Source organism: Nocardiopsis metallicus (genome assembly GCF_014201115.1).
Lineage (GTDB): Bacteria > Actinomycetota > Actinomycetes > Streptosporangiales > Streptosporangiaceae > Nocardiopsis > Nocardiopsis metallicus.
In genome coordinates this window covers 4,687,657-4,710,379 of sequence record NZ_JACHDO010000001.1, presented here as the reverse complement: position 1 = coordinate 4,710,379, position 22,723 = coordinate 4,687,657, and the positions used below count along the sequence as shown (strand labels likewise).

Annotated in this window: 22 protein-coding genes, 1 tRNA gene, 1 pseudogene and 1 riboswitch; of the genes and pseudogenes, 10 read left to right on the top strand and 14 right to left on the bottom strand. The window is 70.7% G+C overall.

What is annotated here, in order from left to right; translation table 11 throughout:
• Positions 1 to 237: 237 nt before the first annotated feature.
• From HNR07_RS20500 to fdhD, 3 genes are all read right to left on the bottom strand, one after another.
• Positions 238 to 1,932 carry a solute symporter family protein gene (locus HNR07_RS20500; RefSeq protein ID WP_184366382.1) on the bottom strand — a complete coding sequence of 565 codons (1,695 nt, stop codon included), beginning with the start codon at positions 1,930 to 1,932 and terminating at the stop codon, positions 238 to 240.
• A complete protein-coding gene (locus tag HNR07_RS20495) occupies positions 1,929 to 2,330 on the bottom strand; it encodes a DUF485 domain-containing protein (RefSeq protein ID WP_184366381.1) in 402 nt (133 codons plus the stop codon). The genes HNR07_RS20500 and HNR07_RS20495 overlap by 4 nt, the downstream gene beginning before the upstream one ends.
• Before the next feature lie 356 nt (positions 2,331 to 2,686).
• Positions 2,687 to 3,568, bottom strand: a complete 882-nt coding sequence (gene fdhD, locus HNR07_RS20490) for a formate dehydrogenase accessory sulfurtransferase FdhD (protein WP_184366380.1) — start codon at positions 3,566 to 3,568, stop codon at positions 2,687 to 2,689.
• Between the two features lie 131 nt (positions 3,569 to 3,699).
• Positions 3,700 to 3,766: riboswitch (guanidine-III (ykkC-III) riboswitch) on the top strand.
• Positions 3,767 to 3,796: 30 nt separating this feature from the next.
• On the opposite strand from fdhD, the gene HNR07_RS20485 reads away from it, so the two are divergent.
• The 3 genes from HNR07_RS20485 (at position 3,797) to HNR07_RS20475 (ending at position 6,167) form a co-directional block, all read left to right on the top strand.
• A complete protein-coding gene (locus HNR07_RS20485) occupies positions 3,797 to 4,111 on the top strand; it encodes a DMT family transporter (RefSeq protein WP_184366379.1) in 315 nt (104 codons plus the stop codon).
• 446 nt (positions 4,112 to 4,557) lie between these two features.
• Entirely contained in the window at positions 4,558 to 5,709 is a 1,152-nt protein-coding gene (locus HNR07_RS20480; protein WP_184366378.1) for a S1 family peptidase, read from the top strand.
• Positions 5,710 to 5,810: 101 nt separating this feature from the next.
• Complete coding sequence (locus tag HNR07_RS20475) at positions 5,811 to 6,167, top strand: VOC family protein (RefSeq protein ID WP_184366377.1); 357 nt, start codon at positions 5,811 to 5,813, stop codon at positions 6,165 to 6,167.
• Positions 6,168 to 6,177: 10 nt separating this feature from the next.
• Here the strand turns inward: HNR07_RS20475 and HNR07_RS20470 are convergent, their stop codons facing one another.
• The 3 genes and pseudogenes from HNR07_RS20470 to HNR07_RS35085 form a co-directional block, all read right to left on the bottom strand.
• Complete coding sequence (locus tag HNR07_RS20470; protein WP_184366376.1) at positions 6,178 to 6,675, bottom strand: DUF2087 domain-containing protein; 498 nt, start codon at positions 6,673 to 6,675, stop codon at positions 6,178 to 6,180.
• A gap of 84 nt (positions 6,676 to 6,759) precedes the next feature.
• Positions 6,760 to 7,572: an HAD family hydrolase gene (locus HNR07_RS20465; RefSeq protein WP_184366375.1), complete on the bottom strand. Its 813-nt coding sequence runs from the start codon at positions 7,570 to 7,572 to the stop codon at positions 6,760 to 6,762.
• Between the two features lie 8 nt (positions 7,573 to 7,580).
• Positions 7,581 to 7,751 (bottom strand): annotated as a pseudogene (locus tag HNR07_RS35085) (STM4011 family radical SAM protein); the annotation flags it as partial.
• Between the two features lie 202 nt (positions 7,752 to 7,953).
• Here HNR07_RS35085 and HNR07_RS20460 point away from each other — a divergent pair.
• Together HNR07_RS20460 and HNR07_RS20455 are read left to right on the top strand one after the other, a co-directional pair.
• Entirely contained in the window at positions 7,954 to 8,745 is a 792-nt protein-coding gene (locus tag HNR07_RS20460; protein WP_184366374.1) for a class I SAM-dependent methyltransferase, read from the top strand.
• A gap of 144 nt (positions 8,746 to 8,889) precedes the next feature.
• Positions 8,890 to 10,128: a phospholipase D-like domain-containing protein gene (locus tag HNR07_RS20455; protein WP_184366373.1), complete on the top strand. Its 1,239-nt coding sequence runs from the start codon at positions 8,890 to 8,892 to the stop codon at positions 10,126 to 10,128.
• 30 nt (positions 10,129 to 10,158) lie between these two features.
• Here the strand turns inward: HNR07_RS20455 and HNR07_RS35925 are convergent, their stop codons facing one another.
• Positions 10,159 to 11,169, bottom strand: coding sequence for a helix-turn-helix transcriptional regulator (locus HNR07_RS35925; protein ID WP_184366372.1), 1,011 nt, complete (start codon positions 11,167 to 11,169; stop codon positions 10,159 to 10,161).
• Between the two features lie 440 nt (positions 11,170 to 11,609).
• Between HNR07_RS35925 and HNR07_RS20445 the strand changes: the two genes are divergently transcribed.
• Positions 11,610 to 12,089: a DoxX family protein gene (locus HNR07_RS20445; RefSeq protein WP_184366371.1), complete on the top strand. Its 480-nt coding sequence runs from the start codon at positions 11,610 to 11,612 to the stop codon at positions 12,087 to 12,089.
• A 17-nt stretch (positions 12,090 to 12,106) separates the two neighbouring features.
• The gene (locus tag HNR07_RS20440; RefSeq protein ID WP_184366370.1) at positions 12,107 to 12,820 is read left to right on the top strand and encodes an intradiol ring-cleavage dioxygenase; all 714 of its coding nucleotides are present in this window, start codon (positions 12,107 to 12,109) and stop codon (positions 12,818 to 12,820) included.
• A gap of 7 nt (positions 12,821 to 12,827) precedes the next feature.
• Here the strand turns inward: HNR07_RS20440 and HNR07_RS20435 are convergent, their stop codons facing one another.
• The 3 genes from HNR07_RS20435 to HNR07_RS20425 all read right to left on the bottom strand — a co-directional run bounded on the left by HNR07_RS20435 (position 12,828) and on the right by HNR07_RS20425 (position 15,830).
• Entirely contained in the window at positions 12,828 to 13,046 is a 219-nt protein-coding gene (locus HNR07_RS20435; RefSeq protein ID WP_184366369.1) for a hypothetical protein, read from the bottom strand.
• A 218-nt stretch (positions 13,047 to 13,264) separates the two neighbouring features.
• Positions 13,265 to 15,247 carry an N-acetylmuramoyl-L-alanine amidase gene (locus tag HNR07_RS20430; protein WP_184366368.1) on the bottom strand — a complete coding sequence of 661 codons (1,983 nt, stop codon included), beginning with the start codon at positions 15,245 to 15,247 and terminating at the stop codon, positions 13,265 to 13,267.
• 510 nt (positions 15,248 to 15,757) lie between these two features.
• Positions 15,758 to 15,830 (bottom strand) — tRNA-Arg (locus HNR07_RS20425).
• Between the two features lie 478 nt (positions 15,831 to 16,308).
• Between HNR07_RS20425 and HNR07_RS20420 the strand changes: the two genes are divergently transcribed.
• Positions 16,309 to 17,364: a D-alanyl-D-alanine carboxypeptidase family protein gene (locus tag HNR07_RS20420; protein WP_376769979.1), complete on the top strand. Its 1,056-nt coding sequence runs from the start codon at positions 16,309 to 16,311 to the stop codon at positions 17,362 to 17,364.
• 97 nt (positions 17,365 to 17,461) lie between these two features.
• On the opposite strand, the gene mscL is transcribed toward HNR07_RS20420, so the two are convergent.
• The 4 genes from mscL to HNR07_RS20400 all read right to left on the bottom strand — a co-directional run bounded on the left by mscL (position 17,462) and on the right by HNR07_RS20400 (position 20,102).
• Positions 17,462 to 17,869 (bottom strand): large conductance mechanosensitive channel protein MscL, encoded by a 408-nt coding sequence (mscL, locus tag HNR07_RS20415; RefSeq protein WP_184366366.1) that lies wholly within the window; start codon positions 17,867 to 17,869, stop codon positions 17,462 to 17,464.
• Between the two features lie 79 nt (positions 17,870 to 17,948).
• Positions 17,949 to 18,659: a CpaB family protein gene (locus tag HNR07_RS20410; RefSeq protein WP_184366365.1), complete on the bottom strand. Its 711-nt coding sequence runs from the start codon at positions 18,657 to 18,659 to the stop codon at positions 17,949 to 17,951.
• 194 nt (positions 18,660 to 18,853) lie between these two features.
• Positions 18,854 to 19,234: an FmdB family zinc ribbon protein gene (locus HNR07_RS20405; RefSeq protein ID WP_184366364.1), complete on the bottom strand. Its 381-nt coding sequence runs from the start codon at positions 19,232 to 19,234 to the stop codon at positions 18,854 to 18,856.
• A 244-nt stretch (positions 19,235 to 19,478) separates the two neighbouring features.
• The gene (locus tag HNR07_RS20400; RefSeq protein WP_184366363.1) at positions 19,479 to 20,102 is read right to left on the bottom strand and encodes a 5-formyltetrahydrofolate cyclo-ligase; all 624 of its coding nucleotides are present in this window, start codon (positions 20,100 to 20,102) and stop codon (positions 19,479 to 19,481) included.
• A gap of 187 nt (positions 20,103 to 20,289) precedes the next feature.
• Between HNR07_RS20400 and galU the strand changes: the two genes are divergently transcribed.
• Positions 20,290 to 21,231 carry a UTP--glucose-1-phosphate uridylyltransferase GalU gene (gene galU, locus HNR07_RS20395; protein WP_184366362.1) on the top strand — a complete coding sequence of 314 codons (942 nt, stop codon included), beginning with the start codon at positions 20,290 to 20,292 and terminating at the stop codon, positions 21,229 to 21,231.
• Positions 21,232 to 21,394: 163 nt separating this feature from the next.
• Entirely contained in the window at positions 21,395 to 22,621 is a 1,227-nt protein-coding gene (gene glp, locus HNR07_RS20390; protein WP_184372395.1) for a molybdotransferase-like divisome protein Glp, read from the top strand.
• The last annotated feature ends 102 nt before the right edge of the window (positions 22,622 to 22,723 follow it).

The window sequence follows — 22,723 nt, the reverse complement described above, 5'->3', positions numbered from 1 at the left end:
GATCTTATCCCCGCAAAATGTGTCGGCGCTCACGTCGCGGCGGTCTCCTTTGCGAAAGGGGCCTGGTCGGGGCAGGGGCCGGTGCGGAAGGGCAAGGGCGGGCCCGCCACCCCGGGAGAAGTGGCGGGCCCTGTGGACGGGAGACGGGTCGGCGGTCGCGCCGGGCCGGGGAGGCGGCCCGGGGGGAGTGACCGCCCGAGGCGGGTGACCTGTCTCCCTACTGGTCGGAGCGCGGTGCTAGTGGTCGGCCGCCTTCTCCGCGCCCGCGCCGGTGAGGGCGCGGACCTGGAGCATCGCGAACTTGTCGAAGTCGCGTTCCTTGGACATGTACGTACCGACGACGGCGCAGAGCAGGCTGATCGGCACCGACACCAGGGCCGGGTTGGGCAGCGGGAACCAGGCGAAGTCGACGTTGGGCATGAGCGCGTTCTCCGAGCCGGACACGACCGGCGAGAAGAACACCAGACCGACGGCGCTGATCAGACCGCCGTAGATACCCGCGAGGGCGCCGGCCGTGTTGAAGCGCTTCCAGAACAGGCTGAGCAGCAGGGTCGGCAGGTTGGCCGAGGCAGCGATCGCGAAGGCCAGCGCGACCAGGAAGGCCACGTTGAGGTTCTGCGCGAAGATCGCCAGCCCGATCGCGACCGCACCGACGCCGATGGCCGCGGTACGGGCGAACTTGACCTCTTCGGACCCGGTGGCTCGGCCCTTGCGGATCACCGAGTTGTAGAAGTCGTGAGCCAACGAGGAGGACGAGGCGATGACCAGGCCCGCCACCGTCGACAGGATCGCGGCGAAGGCGGCGGAGGCGATGAGTGCCAGCAGGACCGCGCCGGCCATCTCGCCGCCGATCCGCTCACCCACCACCGAGGCCAGCTGCGGTGCGGCCGTGTTGCCCGCGGCGTCCTGGGCCGTGATGGCCTCGTGCCCGACCAGGGCGGCGGCACCGAAGCCCAGGACCAGCGTCATCAGGTAGAAGGTACCGATGAGCCCGATGCCCCAGTTCACGGACTTCCGGGCGCTCTGCGAGTTGGGCACCGTGTAGAAGCGGATGAGGATGTGCGGCAGACCGGCGGTTCCCAGTACCAGCGCCATACCGAGACTGATCAGGTCCAGCTTGTTCCACATGGTCTGGAGCGGGTCGCCCGCCACCTCGACGCCATAGCGCAGTCCCGGCTCGAGGAACCCGGCCGCGTTGCCGTCGGCGGCCGCCTGGCTGGCGTTGGCCGCGTCGGACATCAGCGCGCCCAGGTTGAACCCGTACAGGGACAGGGTCAGCAGGGTGAGCAGAGCGGCACCGGACATCAGGATGACGGCCTTGGTGATCTGGACCCAGGTGGTGCCCTTCATGCCGCCGAACGCCACGTAGATGGTCATCAGCAGACCGACGACGACGATACCGGCGATCTTCGCGGTCGGTGCGTCCATCCCGAGGAAGGTCTGCCCCTCCTGGATACCGAGCAGCAGGGCGATGAGCGCGCCCGCGCCGACCATCTGGGCCAGCAGGTAGAAGATCGACACGACGACGGTCGAGACCGCGGCGGCGGTGCGCACCGGGCGCTGCTGCATCCGGTAGGAGAGCACGTCGCCCATGGTGTAGCGGCCGGAGTTGCGCAGCAGCTCGGCGACGAGCAGCAGTGCCACCAGCCAGGCGACGAGGAAGCCGATGGAGTAGAGGAAGCCGTCGTAGCCGAAGAGGGCGATCATGCCCGCGATACCGAGGAAGGACGCGGCGGACATGTAGTCACTGCCGATGGCCAGACCGTTCTGGAGCGGGGAGAACCCGCGGCCGCCGGAGTGGAAGTCGGTGGCCGAACGGGTGTTGCGGCTGGCCCAGACCGTGATGCCCAGGGTCGCCGCGATCATCAGGCCGAACAGGACGAGGGTGACGATGCGGCTGCTGTCGCTGACCGCTTCTTGTGCGAGGATCATCGGTTCGCCTCCTCGGCCGTGGCGTTCGCGCCGTTCTGGAGCTCCTCACGCAGCTCTGCGGCGGTCTGGTCGAAGTTGCGGTTGGCGTACCTGGTGTAGAGCACCGCGATACCGAAGGTGGACACGAACTGCAGGATGCCGAACACCAGAGCCACGTTGACATTGCCGACGAGGTCGACGCCCATGATGTCGCGGCCGAAGGCCGACATCAGGACGTAGAGCAGGTACCAGGCCATGAACGCCAGGCTCATCGGGAAGATGAAGCGGTACAGGCGTCGCTTGAGTTCGATGAACCTGGGGTCGCTGTGCATGGCGACGTAGGCCGCATCCTTGATGGGCTCGTCGCCGCCGTTCCCATCCGGTGGTGTCGGATCTTTCGTCCGCTTGTCAGTTGCCATGGGTTCGGTTCCTCCGGGGGATGAAGCGGGGACGGTGCTGCCGGTGGATGCAGGTTTCCGCGATATGTCCAATTCGTGTGACCTGCATTACTCGGAACTGTAAGGAGCGACACTCGATGTGAGCAGGGGGCGCGGTGGAGCACGCGCCGAACGCGGGTGCGGAGCGTCGAGCGGTCGCCCACCGTGCGACGAACGGTCTCCTCATACGACGAGCGGTCGGCGGGCGGTGGTGCGGATTCTGATCCGGGATCGCTCCCACGGCTTCGTCCCAGGCAGCGGACGGCCCCGGCGGGGGCCGCCGGGGCCGTCGAGGGGACGCGGGAAGTTCGCTGGTCGGGAAGTAGTGGGCCGAGGGCTCAGGGAGCAGGGGGAACCGTCAGCGACCCCTCCGGCGGGGCAGCCTTCTCCGGAGCGTCCAGGAGGATGCGGTCCCGACCCGCGTAGACGTTCATGGAGCGGCCGCGCAGGAAGCCGACCAGCGTCATGCCCGCCTCCGCGGCGAGGTCCACGGCGAGCGAGGAGGGCGCCGAGACGGCGGCCATCATGGGGATACCCGCCATCCACGCCTTCTGGACCAGTTCGAAGGAGGCCCGTCCGGACACCATCAGCACGGTCTCGCGCAGCGGTAGCCGGTCGGAGAGCAGCGCCCACCCGATCAGTTTGTCCACCGCGTTGTGCCTGCCCACGTCCTCGCGCAGGGCCAGCAGCTCGCCCCCCGCGGTGAACAGCCCGGCGGCGTGCAGGCCGCCGGTGCGGTCGAAGACCCGCTGGGATTCGCGCAGCCGCTCCGGGAGTTCGGTCAGTGCGGACACGTCGATCCGCAGGCCGTCCTCGCCTACCGGCCAGCGCGCCTTGGTCCGGACGGCGTCCAGACTCGCCTTGCCGCACAGGCCGCACGAGGACGAGGTGTAGAAACTGCGTTCCAGTGAGGTGTCCGGGAGCGGCACCCCGGGCGCCAGCGAGACGTCGAGCACGTTGTAGGTGTTGGACCCGTCCTCGGTGGCCCCGGCGCAGTAACGGATGGCGGCGACCTCCCGTCCCTCGGCCACCACGCCCTCACTGACCAGGAACCCGGCGGCGAGGTCGAAGTCGTTCCCCGGGGTGCGCATGGTGATGCTCAGCGGAGTGCCGTCCAGCCTGATCTCCAGCGGCTCCTCCACCACGAGCGTGTCCACCCGTTCGCTCTCGACGCCCTCCCTGATCCGGAGGATCCTCTCCCGAGCGGTCACCCGTCCCATCCCGCTCACCACCTTCCGATGTCCCGATGCTGGTACCGGTCTACTGTCCCCAACGCCCGGTGTCGAGCGGCGAGCCGAGGAGTGACCGGTCTGACCACCCGCCCCGGAAGCCACGGATCCCCGGCGGCGTTGTAGGTTTCGAGTACCTGAGAACCCGGACGAGGTGCGTCGTACCCGGTCAAGACAAGACGACGCGAACAGTGTTCGCACGTCTTGGAGGTACAGGTCATGGCCTGGATCGTTCTGGTGGTCTCCGGTCTTCTCGAAACCGCGTGGGCGGCCGCGCTCAACGCCTCGCAGGGATTCACCCGCTTCTGGCCGTCGGTGACCTTCGTCGGCACCCTCGTACTGAGCATGGCCGGTCTGGCCTACGCCCTGCGCACCATTCCCCTCGGCACCGGATACGCCGTCTGGGTGTCCATCGGTGTGGTCGGCACGGCGCTGATCGGCGTGTTCTTCCTGGGCGAGGGCTTCAGCCTGCCCAAGGCACTGTGCCTGATCGCCATCGTCGCCGGAGTCGTGGGCCTCAAGGTCCTCAGCTAGCCGCCGTGGTCCGCATGTGCTCCGTCCGGCCCGGTTCGCGGGACGTTGACGCCCTGGCGGTACGGAGTACCGGAACCAAGCGCCGATAGACACACAAAGTAGGGAGAAGTGGCCTGAAGTGGCCACTTCTCCCTACTTCCGTTGTGGTACTTCCCTCCGGTAAGGCGATTTCCTTGCGCTGGTGATTTCGTCCATTTTTGCGAAGTTTGGTGCAGGTGTGTTTCGCGGCCTCCCCGCTTGGGCCCACGTGCTCGGGGCTTGGGTCGAGTGCGCGATCCATTACTGACAGTGGCGTGGCTTTGCCCTCGTTTGCCGCCTCCTTTAGCTTTGCGACACGTTCATTCGCATATGGGCGTTAATGGTCCTCCGTTCCTTTTTGTCCGGAGAGCCACGCATAAGTGCATCAGTGCTGTCTGCCTCGCACCCCCGCTCAGAAAGGGCAGAAGTTGTCACGTTCCCCCCTCGGACGTATCGCCGGAACCACCGCGATCTTCCTCGGCCTCATCCTGGCCCCCACCACGGCGGCTACCGCCGACACCACCCCCGCCGGGCTCTCCCCTGAACAGGCGACCGCAATGCAGAGCGCCTTCGGGCTCAGCGAAGCGGGCGTCACCGACCTCCTCCGAGCCCAGGAGGAAGCCGCAGTCCTGGAGAGCGGACTGCGTGAAGAACTCGGCGCCGACTTCGGCGGCGCGGTCTTCGACATCGAAAGCCAGGAACTGACCGTCCAGGTCCTGGACGCCTCCGCCCTCGACTCCGTGCACGGGGCCGGTGCCCGAGCCGAACTGGTCCAACACGGCCAGACCGGGTTGGACGAGGCCGTCGAGGCGCTCAACTCCACCGAGGACAGCGCCTCTGACAGCGTGCGCGGCTGGTACGCCGACCCCGAGAGTGACGCCGTCGTCGTCGAGGTCTCCCCGGGACGGGCGGCCGACGCCGAACAGCTCGTCGAATCGGCCGGGGTCGACCCCGCCGCCGTCGTCATCGAGGAGACCACGGACCAACCGCGGACCTACGCCGACATCGTCGGCGGCAACCCCTACTACTTCCAGCAGGCGGACGGCCGCTGGTACGTCTGCTCCGTCGGCTTCGGCGTGGTGGGCGGCTACGTCACCGCGGGCCACTGCGGTGAGCAGGGCTCGTCCACCTGGCTCAACGCCCCCGGCACGGTCCAGACCGGAACCGTCGCCGCATCGGTCTTCCCCGGGCAGGACAGCGCCTGGGTCCGAACGGGCGCGGGCTACACCCCCAGGCCCCTGGTCGACGACTACTCCGGCGGCACCGTGGCGGTCACCGGATCCGCGGAGGCTCCCGTGGGCGCCGCGGTGTGCCGCTCCGGCCAGACCACCGGCTGGCACTGCGGCGTGATCCAGGCCAAGAACCAGACCGTCAACTACTCCGGTGACATCGTCAACGGCCTGACCCGCACCAGCGCCTGCGCCGAGGGCGGCGACTCCGGTGGTTCCTGGCTGGCCGGTACTCAGGCCCAGGGGGTCACCTCCGGCGGCTCCGGCAACTGCACCAGCGGCGGAGTCACCTACTACCAGCCGCTCAACCCGATCCTGAGCCAGTGGGGCCTGACCCTGCTGACCAGCTGACCGTAGTTCCGGCGGCATCTCCGGAGGTACCCAGGACGGGCCCCTGCCACGACAGTGGTTTCCAGGGGCCCGTTCCCGAACCGCTCTGTTAAAGTCCCCGCATGAGTCTGGGAAGCGTCGACCAGTGGGTCGTCAACGCCGTCGAACCGCCCGCCCTCGCTCGGTTCTGGGCCTTCGTCCTCGGCGGGGACGTCCAAGACCGCGAGGACGGCTGGGCCGTCCTGCAGGGGGCATCCGGACTGCCCCGACTCTCGTTCCAGCCCACCCCGGAAGCCAAGAGCGCGCCCAACCGCCTCCACCTGGACGTGCTGGTCGAGGACATCGCCGAAACCACCCGCGCGGCGGTCGAGCGCGGCGGGCTTCCGGTGGGGGACGCGGTCACCGACGAGCAGGGTTCGTTCCAGGTGCTTCAGGACCCCGAAGGCAACGAGTTCTGCCTCGTCAAGCCGGTGCGTTGATATTCGGGGACTACCGTTGGGCCAGGCGGTAGCGGCTGCCGTCGTCCTCACGGTCGAGGAAGCCTTCCTCGACCAGGTAGCGGCGCAGGGCGGAGGGGTCGTCGAAGCAGGTGCGGATGGCCGTGTTGACCTGCCTTTCCGTGTACTCCAGCTCCGGGGCGAACAGCCGCTCGGTGATACGGCCGAGGACGGCCAGGCGCAGCTCCTGCCTGGCGGGCATCGAGGTGAGGCGCCCCTCGTGGAACAGCGCGTCGACCGGGTCGGTCGACCGGGTCTCGTCCTTGTGCGCGCGCATGGCCTCGGCGAACACCTCGGTCACCGCGACGATCCTCGAACCCTCCTCGCGGACCAGGCCGTCACGCACTAGGCGGGCCAGACGCTTGGCGGGCCTGGCGCCGCGGAACTCCGCGCGTTCCACACCCTCCTCTCCGGCGGAGGCGATCCGGGCGTAGAGGGACAGCCGTTCAGGCGCGGCGAGCGACGACACGAGCTGGGTGGGGTGTGGCACGGCGGGTCCTCGGAGTTCGGGAACAACGGGTTCTTGCCACCGTAGAAGCCGCACAGCCACCTCAGCCAGTCAATATCGGCGCGGTCAGGCACCCTCCAGCAGCCCCTCCACCACACGGCCGACGCCGTCCTCGAAGCTGGAGGGCGCGACCTTGAGGCCGAGCGCGGGGTCGAGCAGTTCCGGGTGCCCGCTGCTCATCGCGTAACCGGAACCGGCCCAGGTCAGCGCGGAACGGTCGTTGGGCATGTCCCCGAAGGCGACCACCTCCTCGCGGGCCACGCCCCAGCTCTCACAGAGCATCGCGAGCGTACTGCCCTTGTTCACCCCGGCCGCGCTGATCTCCACGAGTCCCGCGCCGCCCGAGTAGGTCGCCTCGGCCAGGGAACCCACGGAGCTCACCGCCGCCTCGTACATCAGGTGCACCGGGTACGCGTTGGACCGGGCGGTGAGCTTGGTGACCGGGGTCGCCGCCGTCAGCAGGGCGTCGGTGTCGTCCAGCACCCCGCTCACCCACTCCCGCGGCACCCACGGTTCCAGGTGGTAGTCGGCGTCGTGGTAGAACTCCGTGCCCGTCTCCACCCCGAAACCCACCTCCGGCAGCGCGCCCCGCAGTTTCTCGACGATCGTGCCGGAGGTGTCCCGGTCGATCGCCCGCACCAGTGGGTCGGCCACCCCGGGCAGCTGGGTGTGGGCTCCGTTCCCGCAGACCACGGCGGCCCAGTCCAACATCGCGGCGAAGGCCTCGGTGGCGCGCGGTGGACGGGCGGTCACGATGACCACCTTGATCCCCGCCTCCACGGCCGCGGTCAGTGCCCGGTGGTTGCGTGCGGAGACCTGGCCGCTCTGGTTGAGGAGGGTTCCGTCGAGGTCGGTGGCGATGACGCGAGGAAGGACCATAGGGCGAATTATGGCGTTTCGCAGTGACGGTTTTGAAGGGGTTTTCCCGCTACCTTGACCTCACCTGTCCGGTGCGTGACGGCCGGAACGCGTCCGACCACGCCGCCGCGGAAGACGTCGTACGGGTCCAGGCCCTCCAGGCGCACGTAGCCGATACGGCGGCCACAGCTGGCCAGCGGGCCCCGGTACGGCAGGGTGAGGTGTTCGGGCAGGGGCGCGGGAAGGAGCTCTCGGGAAAGGGAGGGGACTGCCTTCGGGGGAGAGGGGCCCTTTCGTTCCAGCACCTCGCAAGGGCGGTTCCGGGGTTGTCCGCATGCGGGGAAACCGGGTGGTTCGGCGGTGCGGCAGGACATCGGGGTGGCGCGATGTGAAAGTGGTCGCATGGCTACGCACAGTGAACTCCGTGACTTCTGGGAGCACCGGCTCGAAGGCGACTGGACCGAGAGCGGTGTCGGCTACCGGGCCCTCGGGCGGCCCTTCAACAGCTGGATGTACCGGGTGCGGGAGGAGGTCTTCCTCCGCGAGGTCGGCCAGCTGGACCTCCGGGGCGCCAGCGTGCTCGACGCGGGCAGCGGCACCGGCTTCTACGTGCGCCTGTGGGAACGCCTCGGCGCCGGGGACGTCACCGGCTGCGACATGACCGACGCCGCCGTCGAACGCCTGCGCGGACGCTTCCCGAACCACCGCTTCGTCCGCCAGGACGTGTCCGAGCTGGACGCCTTCGAGGACGCCGGTTTCGACGCGGCCTCCTGCATGGACGTGCTCTTCCACATCACCGACGACGACAGGTACGCGGCGGCCTTCCGCAGCCTCGGCCGGGTGGTGCGCCCCGGCGGCACCCTGGTGATCTCCGAGAACTGCCTCCAGCGGCCCGAACAGCGCGGCGAACACCAGGTCAACCGGACCCTGGAGACGATCTCCACGCTCGCCGACAAGGCCGGGTTCGACATCGTCCGCCGAGTCCCCATGCTCATGTTGATGAACGCCCAGGTCGACGCCTCCCTGCCCTGGCGCAAGGCTTGGGGCGGATTCCTGCGGGCCGCCACGGTCACCGCGCCGACCGGGTGGCTCGCCGGGGCGCTCCTGTACCGGGTGGACCGCAAGCTGGTGCGCGGCCGCAGGGAGAGCCCCACGACCGAGCTGCTGGTACTGCGGCGGCGCGAGGAGGACTGAGTCCGGGGGCGGACCGGGTTCGGATCGGTGCGCGGTTCGCGCCGAGGGCCGGGAGGAGCCCCGGGATACGGTGGACTTCCACCTTGTGCCGGGGTGGCCGCCGCTCCCGGAGCGCGGCGGACGGCCTGTTCGGGAGGCGACCGCATGCTGAGACGCTCGACGATCACCACCTGGGTCAAGCGAGGACTGCTGGGACTGCTGGCCACCCAGGTCGCGGTGGTGGCTACCCTCATCGGGATCGACCACTGGCGCAAGCGGGTGCGGCCGCACCGGGCCAACTTCCCCCGCACCGAACCGGCCTCGATCCCGGTCGGGGAGACCACAGCCACGGTCTACACCTACGGGGAGGACCTCTTCGAGGACATGCTCGACGCGATCCGGGGCGCCCGCCACCGCATCCTGTTCGAGTCGTACATCGTCAAGTCCGACGCGGTGGGCCAGGAGTTCAAGTCGGCGCTGATCGAGGCCGCCGAACGCGGCGTCGAGGTGTATGTCATCTACGACGGGTTCGCCAACCTCGTGGTCCCGCGCTCCTTCTTCAAGTTCCCGCCCTCGGTACGGGTGCTGCGCTACCCTGCGTTCCGCCCCGGAGTGCTGCTGCTCAACGTGCGCAAGTCCGGTCGCGACCACCGCAAGATCCTCACGGTGGACGGTGAGGTCGGCTTCGTCGGCGGTTTCAACGTGGGCTCCACCTACGCCATCGAGTGGCGCGACACCCACCTGAGGGTGGTCGGCCCCGCGGTGTGGGAGCTGGAGAACGCCTTCGTGGACTTCTGGAACACCAACCGGCACGCGGACCAGCCCGCGCTTGAGGGGCTCGGGGAGGCCGAGTGGGACTCGCGCATCCGGGTCCACCGCAACGTGCCCGAGCTGATCATCTACCCGATCCGCGCGATGTTCCTGGAGGCCGTCGACCGGGCCAAGGAGCGGGTGATCTTCACCCAGGCCTACTTCATCCCGGACCGCGAGCTCGCCAACGTCCTCATCGAGGCCGCGAACCGGGGCGTGGACGTCAACGTACTCGTACCGGAGAACTCCAACCACGTCGTGGCCGACTGGATGGCCCGCGGCCGCTACTCGGAGCTGCTCCGCGGCGGGGTGCGGCTGTGGCTCTACCAGAACGCCATGGTGCACGCCAAGACCGCCACCGTCGACGGCCGGTGGAGCACGATCGGCACCGCCAACGTGGACCGGCTCAGCCTCACCGGCAACTACGAGATCAACGTGGAGATCTTCGACGAGGACGTGGCCCGGCACCTGGAGAAGGTCTTCGAGACCGACCTCACCAACGCCCGCGAACTCACCGAACAGGAGTGGCGCGGGCGTCCGTTCATGGCCAAGTTCAGCGAGATCGTCCTGGCCCCCTGGCGCGGCTTCCTGTGAGCCCGGCCCGATAATCCTGGGGAGCGCGGCTCAGGAGGCGGTGCCGCGACGGCCGGGGACCAGCCCGAGGCTTCGCGCGGTCGCCGCGGCCTCCCCGCGGGAGCCCGCGCCCAGCTTCTCCAGAATGTTGGCGACGTGGTACTTCACCGTGTGCTCGCTGATGTTCAGCCGCTCGGCGATCTGGCGGTTGCGCCTGCCCAGGTCCAGGTGCTGGAGCACCTCGGACTCCCTCGGGTTGAGCTCACGGACCGGCCGCCCCCGGCCGACCTCGGGCAGGTCCAGCGGCAGTCGTGCGCTGATCGTCGTGCCCCACCCCGGCACCGCCTCCACCCGCGGCCGCGCGCCGAGGCCGGCCAGCCCGGCACGGAGCCGCCGCAGGCCCAGATCGCCCTCCCCGAGCCGACCGGGCCCGTCGTCACGCACCGACACCGTCAACGCGCTCTCCTCGACCTCCCAGGACACCCGGATCCGGCGCACCCCGGGCTGTTCCAGCATGGTGAGCACCGAACGCCGCACCGCGGCCCGCGCCGCGTCGGCCATCTCGGCGGGTAGCGGGTGGTCGCCCAGACGGCTCGGCCGGACCAGCTCCAGTTCGGTCTCGTGGTGGCGCATGAGCACCAGGAGTTTGTCCGCCATCGTGGCGAAGGCCCCGTCGAGGCTTTCCGTGCCCTGGCTCCGGTCGCCGCGGCCGTCGTGGGCGCGCAGGTCCACGAGGGCCGACGCCGCCAGGTCCGTGGCGGTGCGGCGCGCGGTCCCGTCGTCCAGGCTCCGGGAACGCAGGACGCCCAGGATCCCGGTCAGGGCGGCCCCCTGCGCGTCGGTGAGCTCGGCGACCGCGCGGTCGCGCTCACTGGAGACCAACCGGGCCCGCGAGAGCTTGTCCGGTTCCGTGGCCGCGTTGAGGGTCTTCACGTGCAGCGTGGTCAGATCCCACAGGTGCTGCACGACCCCGAGCAGGGCGGGGCCGGGTTCCGCGAAGCCGTCCGGCAGGACCGCGGTCAGCAGGGTTCCCGCCGAACCGTCGGGGGAGGAGGCCGCCACGAGCACCGGGTACTCGTCCCCGGCGACCTTGGCCCGGCCGGTCCAGGGGGTTCCGGCCGAGGTCCTCGCGGCCAGACCCGCCAGGTCGGCGGCTTCGGCCAGACCGGTGAGGCCGGGGCGCCGTGGGTGCGCAACGCGGCCTCGGAACAGTCCCCGGTCAGTACGAGCAGGGCCCGGTGCGGAAGGATCTCGGCCAGCACCTCGGACAGGGTCGGCAGGCTCCGCGTGAGCGGGGCCCGGAGGAGGGTGACGGCCGCAGTGAGAGCGTCTTGGGGGCTCGACCATTCCAGCGCCATGCCCCCACCGTACGTCGGCGGGCCGGGCGGCGTCCGCCGCTCTTTCGGTTAGGTCCGACCAGCCGAACGAGCGGCTCCGGGGCGGGTGGTCCGCTCAGGATCCTGGGGGTGCCGTCACGCGACCGAACCCCGAGGGGCCTCACCTTGAAGCCGAACCAGCAACTCACCCTGGACCTGGCCGTCCTCATCGCCCGCCTCGCCATGGGCTGGACCATGATCGCTCACGGAGCGCAGAAGTTCTTCGAGTGGGGGATCGAGGGGACCGCCGCCTACATGGGCGCGGGCGGTGTGCCGCTGCCACTGGTCAGCGCCTCCTTCGCCGCCGCGGTGGAGCTCGGCGGGGGCGTGCTGCTCGTCCTCGGCGCACTGACCCGCGTCGCCGCCCTGGGCATGGTCGCGGTCATGGCGGGGGCCTTCGTCTTCGCCCAGGACAGCACCACGATCTTCGTCCAGGACGACGGTTACGGTTATGTCATGGCCGTCGCGGTGTGCTGCCTCCTCCTAGCGGTCCTCGGTTCTGGAAAGTTCGGGGTGGACCGCCTGATCACCGAACGCTTCGGCGGCGCGCGGGCGGGTACTCGCCGTGCTGAGGCCGGAGCCGGGCGCAGGGGCACGGACTCGTGAGACGAGGGGGCGCGAACATGCCGGAGAGATCAGGCACGGGCTGGGTCACCACGCGCCGCGCGGCACTTGGCGCGGGGGTGACCGCGGTGGGTTTGGCCGCCTGCAGCGGGCCCGAGGGCGCGGATACCCCGGGGGCGGGGGTCCCGGGGACGGGGACGGCCCCCGAAGCCACCCCGTCCTGCGTACTCACCCCGGAGGGCACCGAGGAGCCCTACTACCTGGACCTCGACCTCGTCCGCGGGGACCTGGTCGAAGGGCGGCCGGGGGTGCCGCTGACCCTGCGCACCACCGTGGTGGACGCCGACACCTGCGAGCCCCTCCCGGACGCGTCCGTCGACATCTGGCACGCCGACGCCACCGGCGTGTACTCGGGCATCCGCTCCGAGGGCACCGAGGGTGAGAACTTCCTCCGCGGGGTCCAGGTCACCGACGAGGAGGGCGCGGCTGAGTTCAGCACCCTCTACCCGGGCTGGTACGACCGCCGGACCGTGCACGTCCACGTGAAGGTCCACCTGGCCGGGGACGTGGTGCACACCGGACAGCTCTACTTCGAGGACGATACCAACGCGCTCGTGGCCGCCACGGACCCCTACGCGGGCCGGGCGGATCGCGTGGTGGTCAACGCCGACGACATGTTCTCCGGCACCATCGGCCCGGAGAACACCCTCCGGGCCACCGGCTCCCCGGAGGCGGGCTACCGGGCCAGCATCGTGCTGGGAGTACGCGCCTAGGGAGCGGTCAGAGGTCCTTGGGCGACAGACGGGGAAACTTCCGCGGGAAGAACACGTCGGGCTCGGCCCTGCGCGGCCGGGGCCCGCCCCAGTGCTGCGGCCCGGGCTGGGGGTCCTTCTTCAACGCCCCGGAGATCGCCGAGGGCGACCCGCCCCGCTGCCGTCCCCTGGCCCGCTCCGGTTCACCTTCCGGGCCCTGCTCTCGATCCGCCCCCGCGTCGGTCACCTGGTCTCCTCCCTGGTCAGCCTGCCTCCATGATCGACGCCAGGGGCACCCGAAGCCCGTCCCGACACGATGTTCCGGCCCAATCGCCGGGAATCCGTCCCCGGGCCCTGAGGAGCAGTCGCTCTCCGTGTGGAGCCCGCCCCGCCCTCACGGCTTCCCCGGCGGGTGCGGGCCGGGCCGTCCGTCGGGCCGGGCGTTTCGAGCGTGGCCGTCCGGCTTCAGGTGTCGCTGGCGGGCCCGTCTGCGGACAGAGACTCGCCGCTGCTGGAAGGGGCCTGCAGACGGTTCACGGCCCGCTCCGCCTCGCGTCGCGCGCAGGCGCGGATCAGTTGCGCGTAGCTCTCCCCGGTGATGGACCTGATCGAGGTGACCCCCGACCCGACGTAGCGCCGGGCCTGGAGCAACCCCTCCGAGGTGGCCGGGCCCCACCGCCCGTCGACCCCGTCCGGCCCCAGGGCGGCCCCGAAACCGGCGGCCACGATCAGTCGCTGGACCGCCTTGACACCCTCGACCGGCGCCGCCGGGCGGAGACCGTCGCCTTGCTTGAGTCCGAGCAACGAACCTGCTCCTTCCGTGATGGCCCCGGGGGGCCGGGTGAACGTGCCGTCGCGCACCATCGAGTACGCCCGGTCGCCGGGGCACGAGGTGGCGATGAAGTCGCGGTGGCCCAGGACGCGCCCGTGGTTGCCGTGATCCTCCGCGAGCCACCGGCGCAGCTCACGGACCGCGTTGATCTGGTTGTCGGTGATGGTGTCGCCGGGGCCGGTGGCGAGCGTCGCCGAGTAGTGCGAGGTGTTCCCCCCGGGTTGGGCGGCCTGTGCGCGGCGGAGCCCGCGGCCCTCGATCACGTGGCCGTGGGCACAGCACATGAACGAGTTGCCGGTGAAGTACACCGTTCCCTCGCGGCGGGCGAGCCAGGTCCCGTTCGGCGTGGTGGGGCACCAGACGTGTCCGCTGTAGGACTCCCTGGTGATGGAGAACGCCGACGCGCGCGCCACCGCCGCCCGGGGGGAGAAGCGGGTCCCGCGCCGTAGTTCGACCTCCCACGTGTCGTCCTCCGTCGACGGGGACGGCGGACGCCTTCGCAGCGAGGTCGCGTGTCCGGCCAGGACCGCGGCGAACTGGAAGGCCTCCGCGGCCTCTCGGTTCCTCTGGCTGAGCGCCCTCGCGTTGACGGTGCGGTTGTCGTGGCCGCCGGCCAGCAGGGAAACCCCGACGAACAGGTCGAGTTGGGCGCGGGTGAGGGACCGCAGGAACCCGTATCGGGGAACACGCCCGGGGGCCTGGTCGAGAAGGAGCCGACCCGCGTCCGCCGAGAGGCGGAACTCCACGAGGTGCCCGGCGGGAGCCTCCACCCACCGGTGGGCTCCGTCCGGACCGGGCCCGGATCGGGGGAGGCCGTCACCCCCGGGGCCGAAGAGGGAGTGCAGCGCCCCCCTGATCCTGGCCGCGTTCTTCGGGTTCCGCTGTTCGCACTGGCGCAGGAGTACATCCGTGCCGGGGGCTCGGTCCCGGCCCCGCGGCTCGACGTGCCCTGCGGTCCAGAACCACGCCACCAGCTCGACCAGGGCGTCCGACCACTTCGGTTCGGCCGGGAGGGTGACACACGGTGCGGCGAGGGGGATCCGGTCCGCCTGTTCCAGCGCCTCGGTAGTCGTCCACACGCGCTCCCGCCCCCGCTGTGCGCTTTCGGACCGCCCTGGGGCATCCCGCTTTCCGTCGGCTGGCTTCTGGCGCCGGGCTCCGGTCCGCCGGTCATGGCGTTCGACGGGCCATCGATGTTGAGCCGTGGTCAGGGAGGAGTGCTCGCGCCCCTCCATCCTGATCAGCTCCCGGGGGATGGCGGGGAAGACGTTCACCGCCTGCAACGGCTGCCACTGGGACACGCCCGCCTCGTGGTCGAGAGTGAGGACCGTGTCCCCCACTTCGATGTCCCGGAACGCCCTCCACCCGTCCTCGGTGAGGATCTCCGTCTCCTCGTCGACGCAGTAGCCGATGTCCACCCAGCCCCGGGCCGGCCCGGTGTGGAAGCTGCGGGTGTTGCGCCAGTAGGTGATGCAGGCGGAGTGGTCCCGGCCCGCGAGGTTCTGGTTGGCGCTGTCGTAGTGGATGACCAGCCCGGACCTGGGGTCGGCGGCTGCCGCTGGGGACGTCCCCCATCCCAGGTCGGACCTGGACACGTATTTGCTGGGTCGGGCCACAGGGCCTCCTCCTGGCCGGGAGAGCACCGGCGCGGTGAGTGGGGCGGGGGAGGGAGGGTCGTCGGGGGAGCGGGGCGGTCGGTGCCGACGCGTCGGCGGCCGCCACGGAGCCCGGCACGGTACGGGGTGGTCTGGCCGCGTGATTCAGCGAAACCCGCACCGGGGGACTCCGATACGGGCCGACGCGGCTTCGACGGTCGCGGGCACCTCTTCATCATCGGCCACGCGTCTTCTTCTGTCACTGTCCGAACACTGGGGGTTACGAAAATGTGGCGGCGGGGACAGCCCGCTCCTCGGGCGCGGCGGGCCCGGCGGCTGCTCCCGGACCTCGCGGGCGGAGCGGTGCGTTCGTGTGTCCGGCGAATCGGGCCGAGGGCGGCCGTGGGGAGGGCGCCAGCGCTCCTTGACCAGCCCTGGAGACGGGTGGAGCCCCGTGGATCGCAACCGAAGTCGCCGTCCACGGGGCTCTCCCCGGGCTGACTCTGCGAAGTCCTCGCAGTTCACCGTGTGCGGCCCCAGCAGGATTCGAACCTGCGACACCCGCTTTAGGAGAGCGGTGCTCTATCCCCTGAGCTATGGAGCCATGGGTGTTGCCATGGGCCGGATGTTACCCGGCCGTGGGGCCAAGCCTAACCCAGGATGGGGGTGCATGGGGTGCGGATTGGTGTTGCCCGGGCGCCGACGAGGCACCCTGCGTGCGCGGCGGAGTACGCTGACCTACGATTGGTTGTCCTGGTAATGGTGTGATGTTGTTCATGTCGCGTGTCGCGATTATGGCTACTTGCACACTTCGGTCACTGTTGGCGGATGGGTACGAGTCGCATCGACGCCCCGTTGACCAGGCCTTCTGGCGAAGGCCGGGTGAGACGGCCGGGAGGGCGGGAGTCAACCGTCCCGAGATTCGGCCGTCGTACCGTACGGTCCACTGTGTCCGCATGTGGACATGTAGTACGTTGCCTTGCGGCCACGGGTAGGTGTTCGAGGAAAATGCAGCCGGAGGATCATTCGTGCCGTTCATTCCTGAGTCGGCGCGGCGGAGGTCTCGTGTATCGGGTAGCGGGGTGCTGACCGCGCTGGGAGCGCACCATCGGCTCCGGATCGCGCAGGCGCTGACGCTCACGTTGGTCACGTCCCTGCTGGTTGTTCCAGCGCAGGCGGTGATCGCCCCAGCGCCTGCCGAGGCGAGCCTTGCGGATCTTCGCGAGCGCGCGGAGGAGGCCGCCGAAGCCCTGGAGGCGGCGACCGACGAGTACGTCGAGCGTCAGGACGCCCTGGAGGAGGCGCAGGAGGAGTTGATCGGAACCCTCCACGAGCTCCAGCAGATCGAGGGCGACCTCGGCGACATGCGAGAACCGCTCGCCCGGCTGGCCAGCACCATGTACCAGCAGCCCGACGCCGGCGTCCTCGGCATCCTCGCCGCGGGCGACCTCGACGAGGACCTCCAGACGCAGTCCTACGCCGCCAAACTGTCCGAGGACAACCAGGCGCTCATCCAGGACGCCACCGATCTGCGCGAGGAGCAGGTGGGCTTGGCCAGCGAGGCCCAGGAACTGCAGACCTTCACCCAGCTGGAACAGGCCGAACTCGCGGCCGAGGTGGAGGCGCTGCGCGCCCAGTCCGAGGCGAGCACGAACGAGCTCACCGAGGAGCTGGAGGCCCGCGGCCTGGACCCCGACACCTACATGCTTGCCGCCGACTGCGACCCGAGCGCCGCGGCGAACGCGAGCGGCTACCCCAACGGCCTGCTGCCGCAGGAGGCCCTCTGCGAGCTCTACGACGACGGGAAGTTCCTGCGGGCCGACGCCGCTGTCGCCTTCCTTGAGCTGAACGTGGAGTACGTCGAGCGGTTCGGCGAGAACATGTGCATCACCAGCGCCTACCGCGACCTGCCCAACCAGCACCGGGTGTACGGCCAGGTGGCACCCGGTTTCGCCGCGGTCCCCGGCACGAGTAACCACGGGCTGGGCCAGGCGATCGACCTTGGCTGCGGTATCCAGGACTTCCGCTCGGAGCGGTGGAACTGGATGGAGGAGAACGGGGCCCGGTACGACTGGATCCACCCGGCCTGGGCGAAGTCCAGCCCCTTCGAACCCTGGCACTGGGAGTACGAGGGCTGACCGGACACCGGACCGGCACCGCCAGAGCCCGGAGGGCGGCCCCACGGGGCCGCCCTCACGTGTGTCCGGGACAAGGGGCCCGGGTGCCGGGTGCGGTCTAGGCTGCGACCTCCGGGGTGACCTCGCTGGTGCAGTGGGCGCACTTGCTGGCCTTCTTGTTGATGTCCGTGTAGCAGTAGGGGCACTCCCGGGTGGTGGCCTCCTCGGCCTTGATGAACTTCTCCATCAGCTTGCCCAGGGGCAGGACCACGAAGAAGTAGAGGATCGCGGCGGTGATCAGGAAGGAGATCAGGGCGTCCACGAAGGAGCCGTACAGGAATCGGCTTTCGTTGATCTCGAAGTAGAGGTCCCCGAAGGCGGGGACGCCCCCGAAGATGCCCAGGAGCGGAGTGATGAACCCTTCGGTGAACGCCGTGATGAGACTGGCGAAGACGGAGCCGATGACAACCGCGACGGCGAGCTGCACCAGGTTGCCCTGGAGCAGGAACTTCTTGAAGCCTTCCATGGAACTGCCCTACGTGTTCGTGAGTGACGGATGCGCCCTGCCGGGCGCCCGGACAGCTTTCACCACCTCCGGTCATCGGTCAACCGCGGATGGTGACGGACAGTCGTGAAGTGGTCGCGTGCCCGGCCAGGGCCCTGGCCTCCTCGGGTGTCGCGGCGATGAGGACCAGCGCACCGCCCTCCCCGCCCCGCTCGTCCTCCGCCGGTACCGCGAGCACGGGACAGTCACCGACCACCTCGACGGCGGGTCCGGCCCGGACGGGCGGACCGCCGAGGCCGCCGAGGTCTCCGGGGCCGGTGGCGGCCAGCACGTCCACCCGGCTGCCGGGGGTGAGCAGCCCCACCGCCCCCGGATCGGCCACCCGGACCGGGACCGCGACCAGGTCCGGACCGTAGGGCAGGGCCGGCGGGTCGCTCAGCCGGGCGTCGGTGAGCACCTCGCCTCTGCGGACGGGCGCGTTCAACAGGAGCCCGACGGGGCCCGGGGACGGTACCGCCTTGTCCGCCGAATCCGCTTCCGGTGCGACCGTCTCCGGTCTCAGCGCGCCGTCCGGGACGACGCGGTCCGGCAGGAGGAGGGAGGTGAGGTCCTCCCCGGAGAGCGGAGAGGCCGCGTCCAGGTCCCGTGCGGCGACCAGGACCTCGGTACCGGGTTCGGGGGGAGGCCGCAGGACCAGGACGGCGCTGATCGCGGCCAGGCCGGCCAAGGCCGCGGCGACGGCGCGCCGGTACCGCTCCAGCAGGCGGAGCGGGCCGCGCCGGTGCCGGTAAGGGGGTGGGGCTTTGTCCATGCCTCCAACGCTAGGTCGGCCGGAGGCGCCCGGAAGGGTTGTCCACAGGGTCGGTTTCGCCGCGGCCCCGGTCCAGGGGCCGAGAAAGACGGATCCGCGGTCCCGGTCCAGGGCCCGGAGGAGTCAGGGCCCGGAATAACAGAAGCGCCGCCGAGGGGTCTCGGCGGCGCGGCCACGGTCAACGGTGCGGTGGCTCAGCTGCTGGTGCTGGTCGCGGCGGTGCTGCCGCTGGTGCTCTTGCTGCTCGAACCGTCGCTGCCGCCGGTGCTGGCGGCGGCGGGGGCGGCGCCGCCGGAGTCCGAGGTGGACTTGGCGGAGTCGGCGGAGCCGCCGGACTTGCCCTCGGAGCCGCTGTCGGCGGAGTTGGAGCCGGTCAGCGCTGAGCTGTTCGTGGTGGTCTTCCCGCTGTCCGTGCGGTAGAAGCCCGAACCCTTGAAGACGATGCCGACCGCGGAGTACACCTTGCGCAGGCGTCCCTCGCACTCGGGGCAGACCGTCAGCGAGTCGTCGCTGAAGCTCTGCACGACCTCCATCTGAGCGTCGCACTCGGTGCACGCGTACTGGTACGTAGGCACTGTTCCGGGTCCTCCTTGCTGGCACTCACACCCGTTGACTGCTAAATAGTACGCGTTCGCCGACCACAGCCGCGACAGCCCCTCACCGCTTCGGCCACGGAGGCCCGAGGGGGCGGGATCTGCTGGGCGGGGTGTCGGGACGCGGACCTGTGCGGGACACGACCGCCAGCCATAACGCTCGGACCGGTCCCCTTAATCCCCGGTCCTTCTCCGCCCGCCCCGGTCACGGCCGACCCCTACCGGGTCACCGTCCGGGCCAGATCACCGCCGCCGGTTCGAACACGTGGAGCCCGCCGCCCGGGGTGACCACCGCGTCCACGGGGCGGTCGTGCGGTTCGGTCGGCAGTTCCTCGACGAACTCGTCGTCGTGGACCACGGCGATCGCGGGCGTGTGCGGGCCCTTGTGGGCGAGCGCGCGGTCGTAGCAGCCCGCACCGCGGCCCATCCGGTTCCCCCGCCTGTCCACGGCCAGGGCCGGGCAGATCACCGCGTCCGCGCGGCCCAGCACCTCGGGCCCGTAGCGGTGGCCGGTGGGCTCGACCAGCCCGTGCCCGGCCGGGGCGAGGCTGTCGGGGCCGTCGAAGGCCGCCCAGTCGAGTGTGCCGTCGGGGAGGAAGACCGGGAGGAGGACGTACGTGCCCCGCTTCCACAGGGCGTTCACCAGCCTGCGGGTGTCGGGCTCGCCGCCCACGGAGTAGTAGCTGGCCACGGTCCCGCCCATAGCCAGCCACGGCAGCCCCATGAGGGTGTCGCGGACCGCCGAACCCGCGCGGTCGCGTTCCGGCGCGCTCCGCTCCCGCCTCCTGGCGAGGAGGCTCCTGCGCAGCTCGCGCTTGGCGGACCGGCTCCGGTCGTTCGTATCACCCATGCGACCAAGTCTGGCACCCGGCTCACGGTCTGTTCCCCGCCGTGCCCCGGAACGGTGGCCGCTGGTTCCCCCGGGGGTGAACGGACGGTGGCGATTTCCACGCCTTCGCCCGAAACGGCGGGTACTTCTCAGCCACGGGAAGTCATCAGGCCACGTAACGAGCGTTCTCTGTCCTAAAGTGCCGTTCATGAGCGCCGACACCGACCAGACACGACCCCGTGCCGACACCGCCTCCGTGACCAAAGCGGTCGTTCCGGCGGCGGGACTGGGCACCCGGTTCCTGCCCGCCACCAAGGCCACCCCCAAGGAGATGCTGCCGATCGTGGACAAGCCCGCGATCCAGTACGTCGTGGAGGAGGCCGTCGAGGCCGGGCTCCACGATCTGCTGATGATCACCGGGCGCAGCAAACGCTCCATCGAGGACCACTTCGACCGCGCCTACGAGCTCGAGGAGGCCCTGGCGGCCAAGGGCGAGGAGGGCAAGCTCAAATCGGTCCGCGAGTCCAGCGACCTCGCCCAGGTCCACTACGTCCGGCAGGGCGAGCCGCGCGGTCTGGGGCACGCGGTGCTGTGCGCGCAGGCGCACGTGGGCGACAACCCCTTCGCGGTGCTCCTCGGCGACGACCTCATCGAGTCCGCGGACCTGCTCCGCCGCATGATCGAGGTCCGCGAGAACCACGGCGGCAGCGTCGTCGCGCTCATGGAGGTGGAGCCGGAGCAGGTCTCCCTCTACGGCTGCGCCGCGGTGGAGACCACCGGTGAGGACGACGTCGTCACCGTCACCGACCTGGTCGAGAAGCCCTCCCCGGAACAGGCCCCGAGCCGGTGGGCGATCATCGGCCGCTACGTGTGCGACCCGGCGGTCTTCCCGGTCCTGCACCGGACTCCGCCCGGCCGGGGCGGTGAGATCCAGTTGACCGACGCACTCAAGGAGCTGGCCCGCACCAGCCCCGGGGAGGGCGGCGGCGTGCGCGGGGTCCTGCTGCGCGGCAACCGCTACGACACCGGCAACAAGGCCGACTACATCCGCACCGTGGTCGAGTTCGCCTGCCGCCGCCCGGACCTCGCCGACGAGCTCCTGCCCTGGCTGCGCGACTTCGTGGACCGGCAGGAGCGGGCCCGGGTCTGACCCCTGCCGGCGGGGTACGGGCCCGGCGCCGGGGAGCGCCCCCGGGCCGGACACCGGCGGGCGGATCCGAAAGGTCCGCTCCGGGGGTGGTCACAATGGGATCGGAGAACCCTCCCGTGACGGGTGGGCCGCTCCCAGCGTGTACACGATCCGGAAGGTCCTCATGAAGAGCGTCGAACAGCACATCTCCGATCTTCTGGGGCTGGTCAGCACCCCCGAAGCGACCGAGCTGGACCTGCTCAAGGCACAGGGGACGGTGCTCGCCGCGCCGATCGTCTCCCCGGTGTCCCTGCCCGGCTTCGACAACTCCGCCATGGACGGGTACGCCGTCCACGCGGCCGACCTGGCCGGGGCCAGCGCCGAGGCCCCGGTCAGCCTGCCTGTGGTGGCGGACATCCCGGCGGGCGATCCCGACCCCGCCGCGATCCGGCCCGGTCTGTGCGCCCGGATCATGACCGGCGCACCGCTGCCCACCGGTGCCGACGCCGTCGTGCCGGTGGAGTGGACCGACGGCGGCGCGGTCGACGTGCGTATCGACCGCCCCACCCGGCCGGGCAGTTTCGTCCGCCGCCGTGGCGAGGACGTCGAAGAGGGCGCGACGGTGCTGCGCGCCGGGGCCCGGATCGGCGCCGGTGAGATGGGTGTCCTGGCCGCGGTCGGGCGGCGCTCGGTCCCGGTCCGCCCCCGCCCGCGGGTGGTGGTGCTCTCCACCGGCGAGGAGCTGGTCGAACCGGGGCGCCCCCTCGGACCGGGCCAGATCTACGAGTCCAACAGCTACATGATCGCCGCCGCGGCCAGGGACGAGGGCTGCGAGGTCTACCGCCACGGCTTCGTCGGCGACGACCCGGCCACCGTCTGGGACACCCTCGAGGGCCTCCTGGTCCGCGCCGACGTCGTCGTCACCACCGGCGGCGTGAGCATGGGCGTCTACGACGTGGTCAAGGAGGTGCTGACCCGGCAGGGCACCGTGGAGTTCACCCAGGTGGCCATGCAGCCGGGCAAGCCCCAGGGGTTCGGGACCATCGGTCCGGACAAGACCCCGATCCTCACTCTCCCGGGCAACCCGGTCAGCGCGTTCGTGTCGTTCCACCTGTTCGTCCGCCCGGTCCTGCGCCGGCTCCGCGGCCTGCAGCCGAACCCGCTCCCGAGCGTGCGCGCCCGGCTGACCACGCCGGTCAGCTCGCCCCAGGGCCGCCGTTCCTACCTGCGCGCCGTGCTGGCGGGTCCCGCCGCCGGCGACGGGGTCCCCACGGTCGCCCCGGCGGTGCGGCAGGGCTCGCACCAGCTGTCGGCCCTGGCCGACGCCAACGGGCTCCTCGTCGTGCCGGAGGAGGTCACCGAGCTCCCGGCGGGCGCCCTGGCGGAGGTTCTGGTCCTGCCCGATCGCTGACCGGCGGGCGCACTGTCGCAGCGTGGGAGTACGGTCTTCGTGGGACGCGTCACCCCGTGTCCCCGCGGCCGACCGTACCGGTGGGCCGCGAGCCAGCCCCGA

What these genes read in the sequence shown, in the direction of transcription:
- HNR07_RS20485 (WP_184366379.1), top strand. Translation starts at nt 3,797, where the DNA reads ATGGCCTGGATCGTTCTGGTGGTCTCCGGTCTTCTCGAAACCGCGTGG.
- HNR07_RS20400 (WP_184366363.1), bottom strand. Translation starts at nt 20,102, where the DNA reads ATGGGTGATACGAACGACCGGAGCCGGTCCGCCAAGCGCGAGCTGCGC.
- HNR07_RS20455 (WP_184366373.1), top strand. Translation starts at nt 8,890, where the DNA reads ATGCTGAGACGCTCGACGATCACCACCTGGGTCAAGCGAGGACTGCTG.
- fdhD (WP_184366380.1), bottom strand. Translation starts at nt 3,568, where the DNA reads ATGGGACGGGTGACCGCTCGGGAGAGGATCCTCCGGATCAGGGAGGGC.
- mscL (WP_184366366.1), bottom strand. Translation starts at nt 17,869, where the DNA reads ATGGAAGGCTTCAAGAAGTTCCTGCTCCAGGGCAACCTGGTGCAGCTC.
- HNR07_RS20465 (WP_184366375.1), bottom strand. Translation starts at nt 7,572, where the DNA reads ATGGTCCTTCCTCGCGTCATCGCCACCGACCTCGACGGAACCCTCCTC.
- HNR07_RS20475 (WP_184366377.1), top strand. Translation starts at nt 5,811, where the DNA reads ATGAGTCTGGGAAGCGTCGACCAGTGGGTCGTCAACGCCGTCGAACCG.
- galU (WP_184366362.1), top strand. Translation starts at nt 20,290, where the DNA reads ATGAGCGCCGACACCGACCAGACACGACCCCGTGCCGACACCGCCTCC.
- HNR07_RS20440 (WP_184366370.1), top strand. Translation starts at nt 12,107, where the DNA reads ATGCCGGAGAGATCAGGCACGGGCTGGGTCACCACGCGCCGCGCGGCA.
- HNR07_RS20495 (WP_184366381.1), bottom strand. Translation starts at nt 2,330, where the DNA reads ATGGCAACTGACAAGCGGACGAAAGATCCGACACCACCGGATGGGAAC.
- glp (WP_184372395.1), top strand. Translation starts at nt 21,395, where the DNA reads ATGAAGAGCGTCGAACAGCACATCTCCGATCTTCTGGGGCTGGTCAGC.
- HNR07_RS20460 (WP_184366374.1), top strand. Translation starts at nt 7,954, where the DNA reads ATGGCTACGCACAGTGAACTCCGTGACTTCTGGGAGCACCGGCTCGAA.
- HNR07_RS20500 (WP_184366382.1), bottom strand. Translation starts at nt 1,932, where the DNA reads ATGATCCTCGCACAAGAAGCGGTCAGCGACAGCAGCCGCATCGTCACC.
- HNR07_RS20410 (WP_184366365.1), bottom strand. Translation starts at nt 18,659, where the DNA reads ATGGACAAAGCCCCACCCCCTTACCGGCACCGGCGCGGCCCGCTCCGC.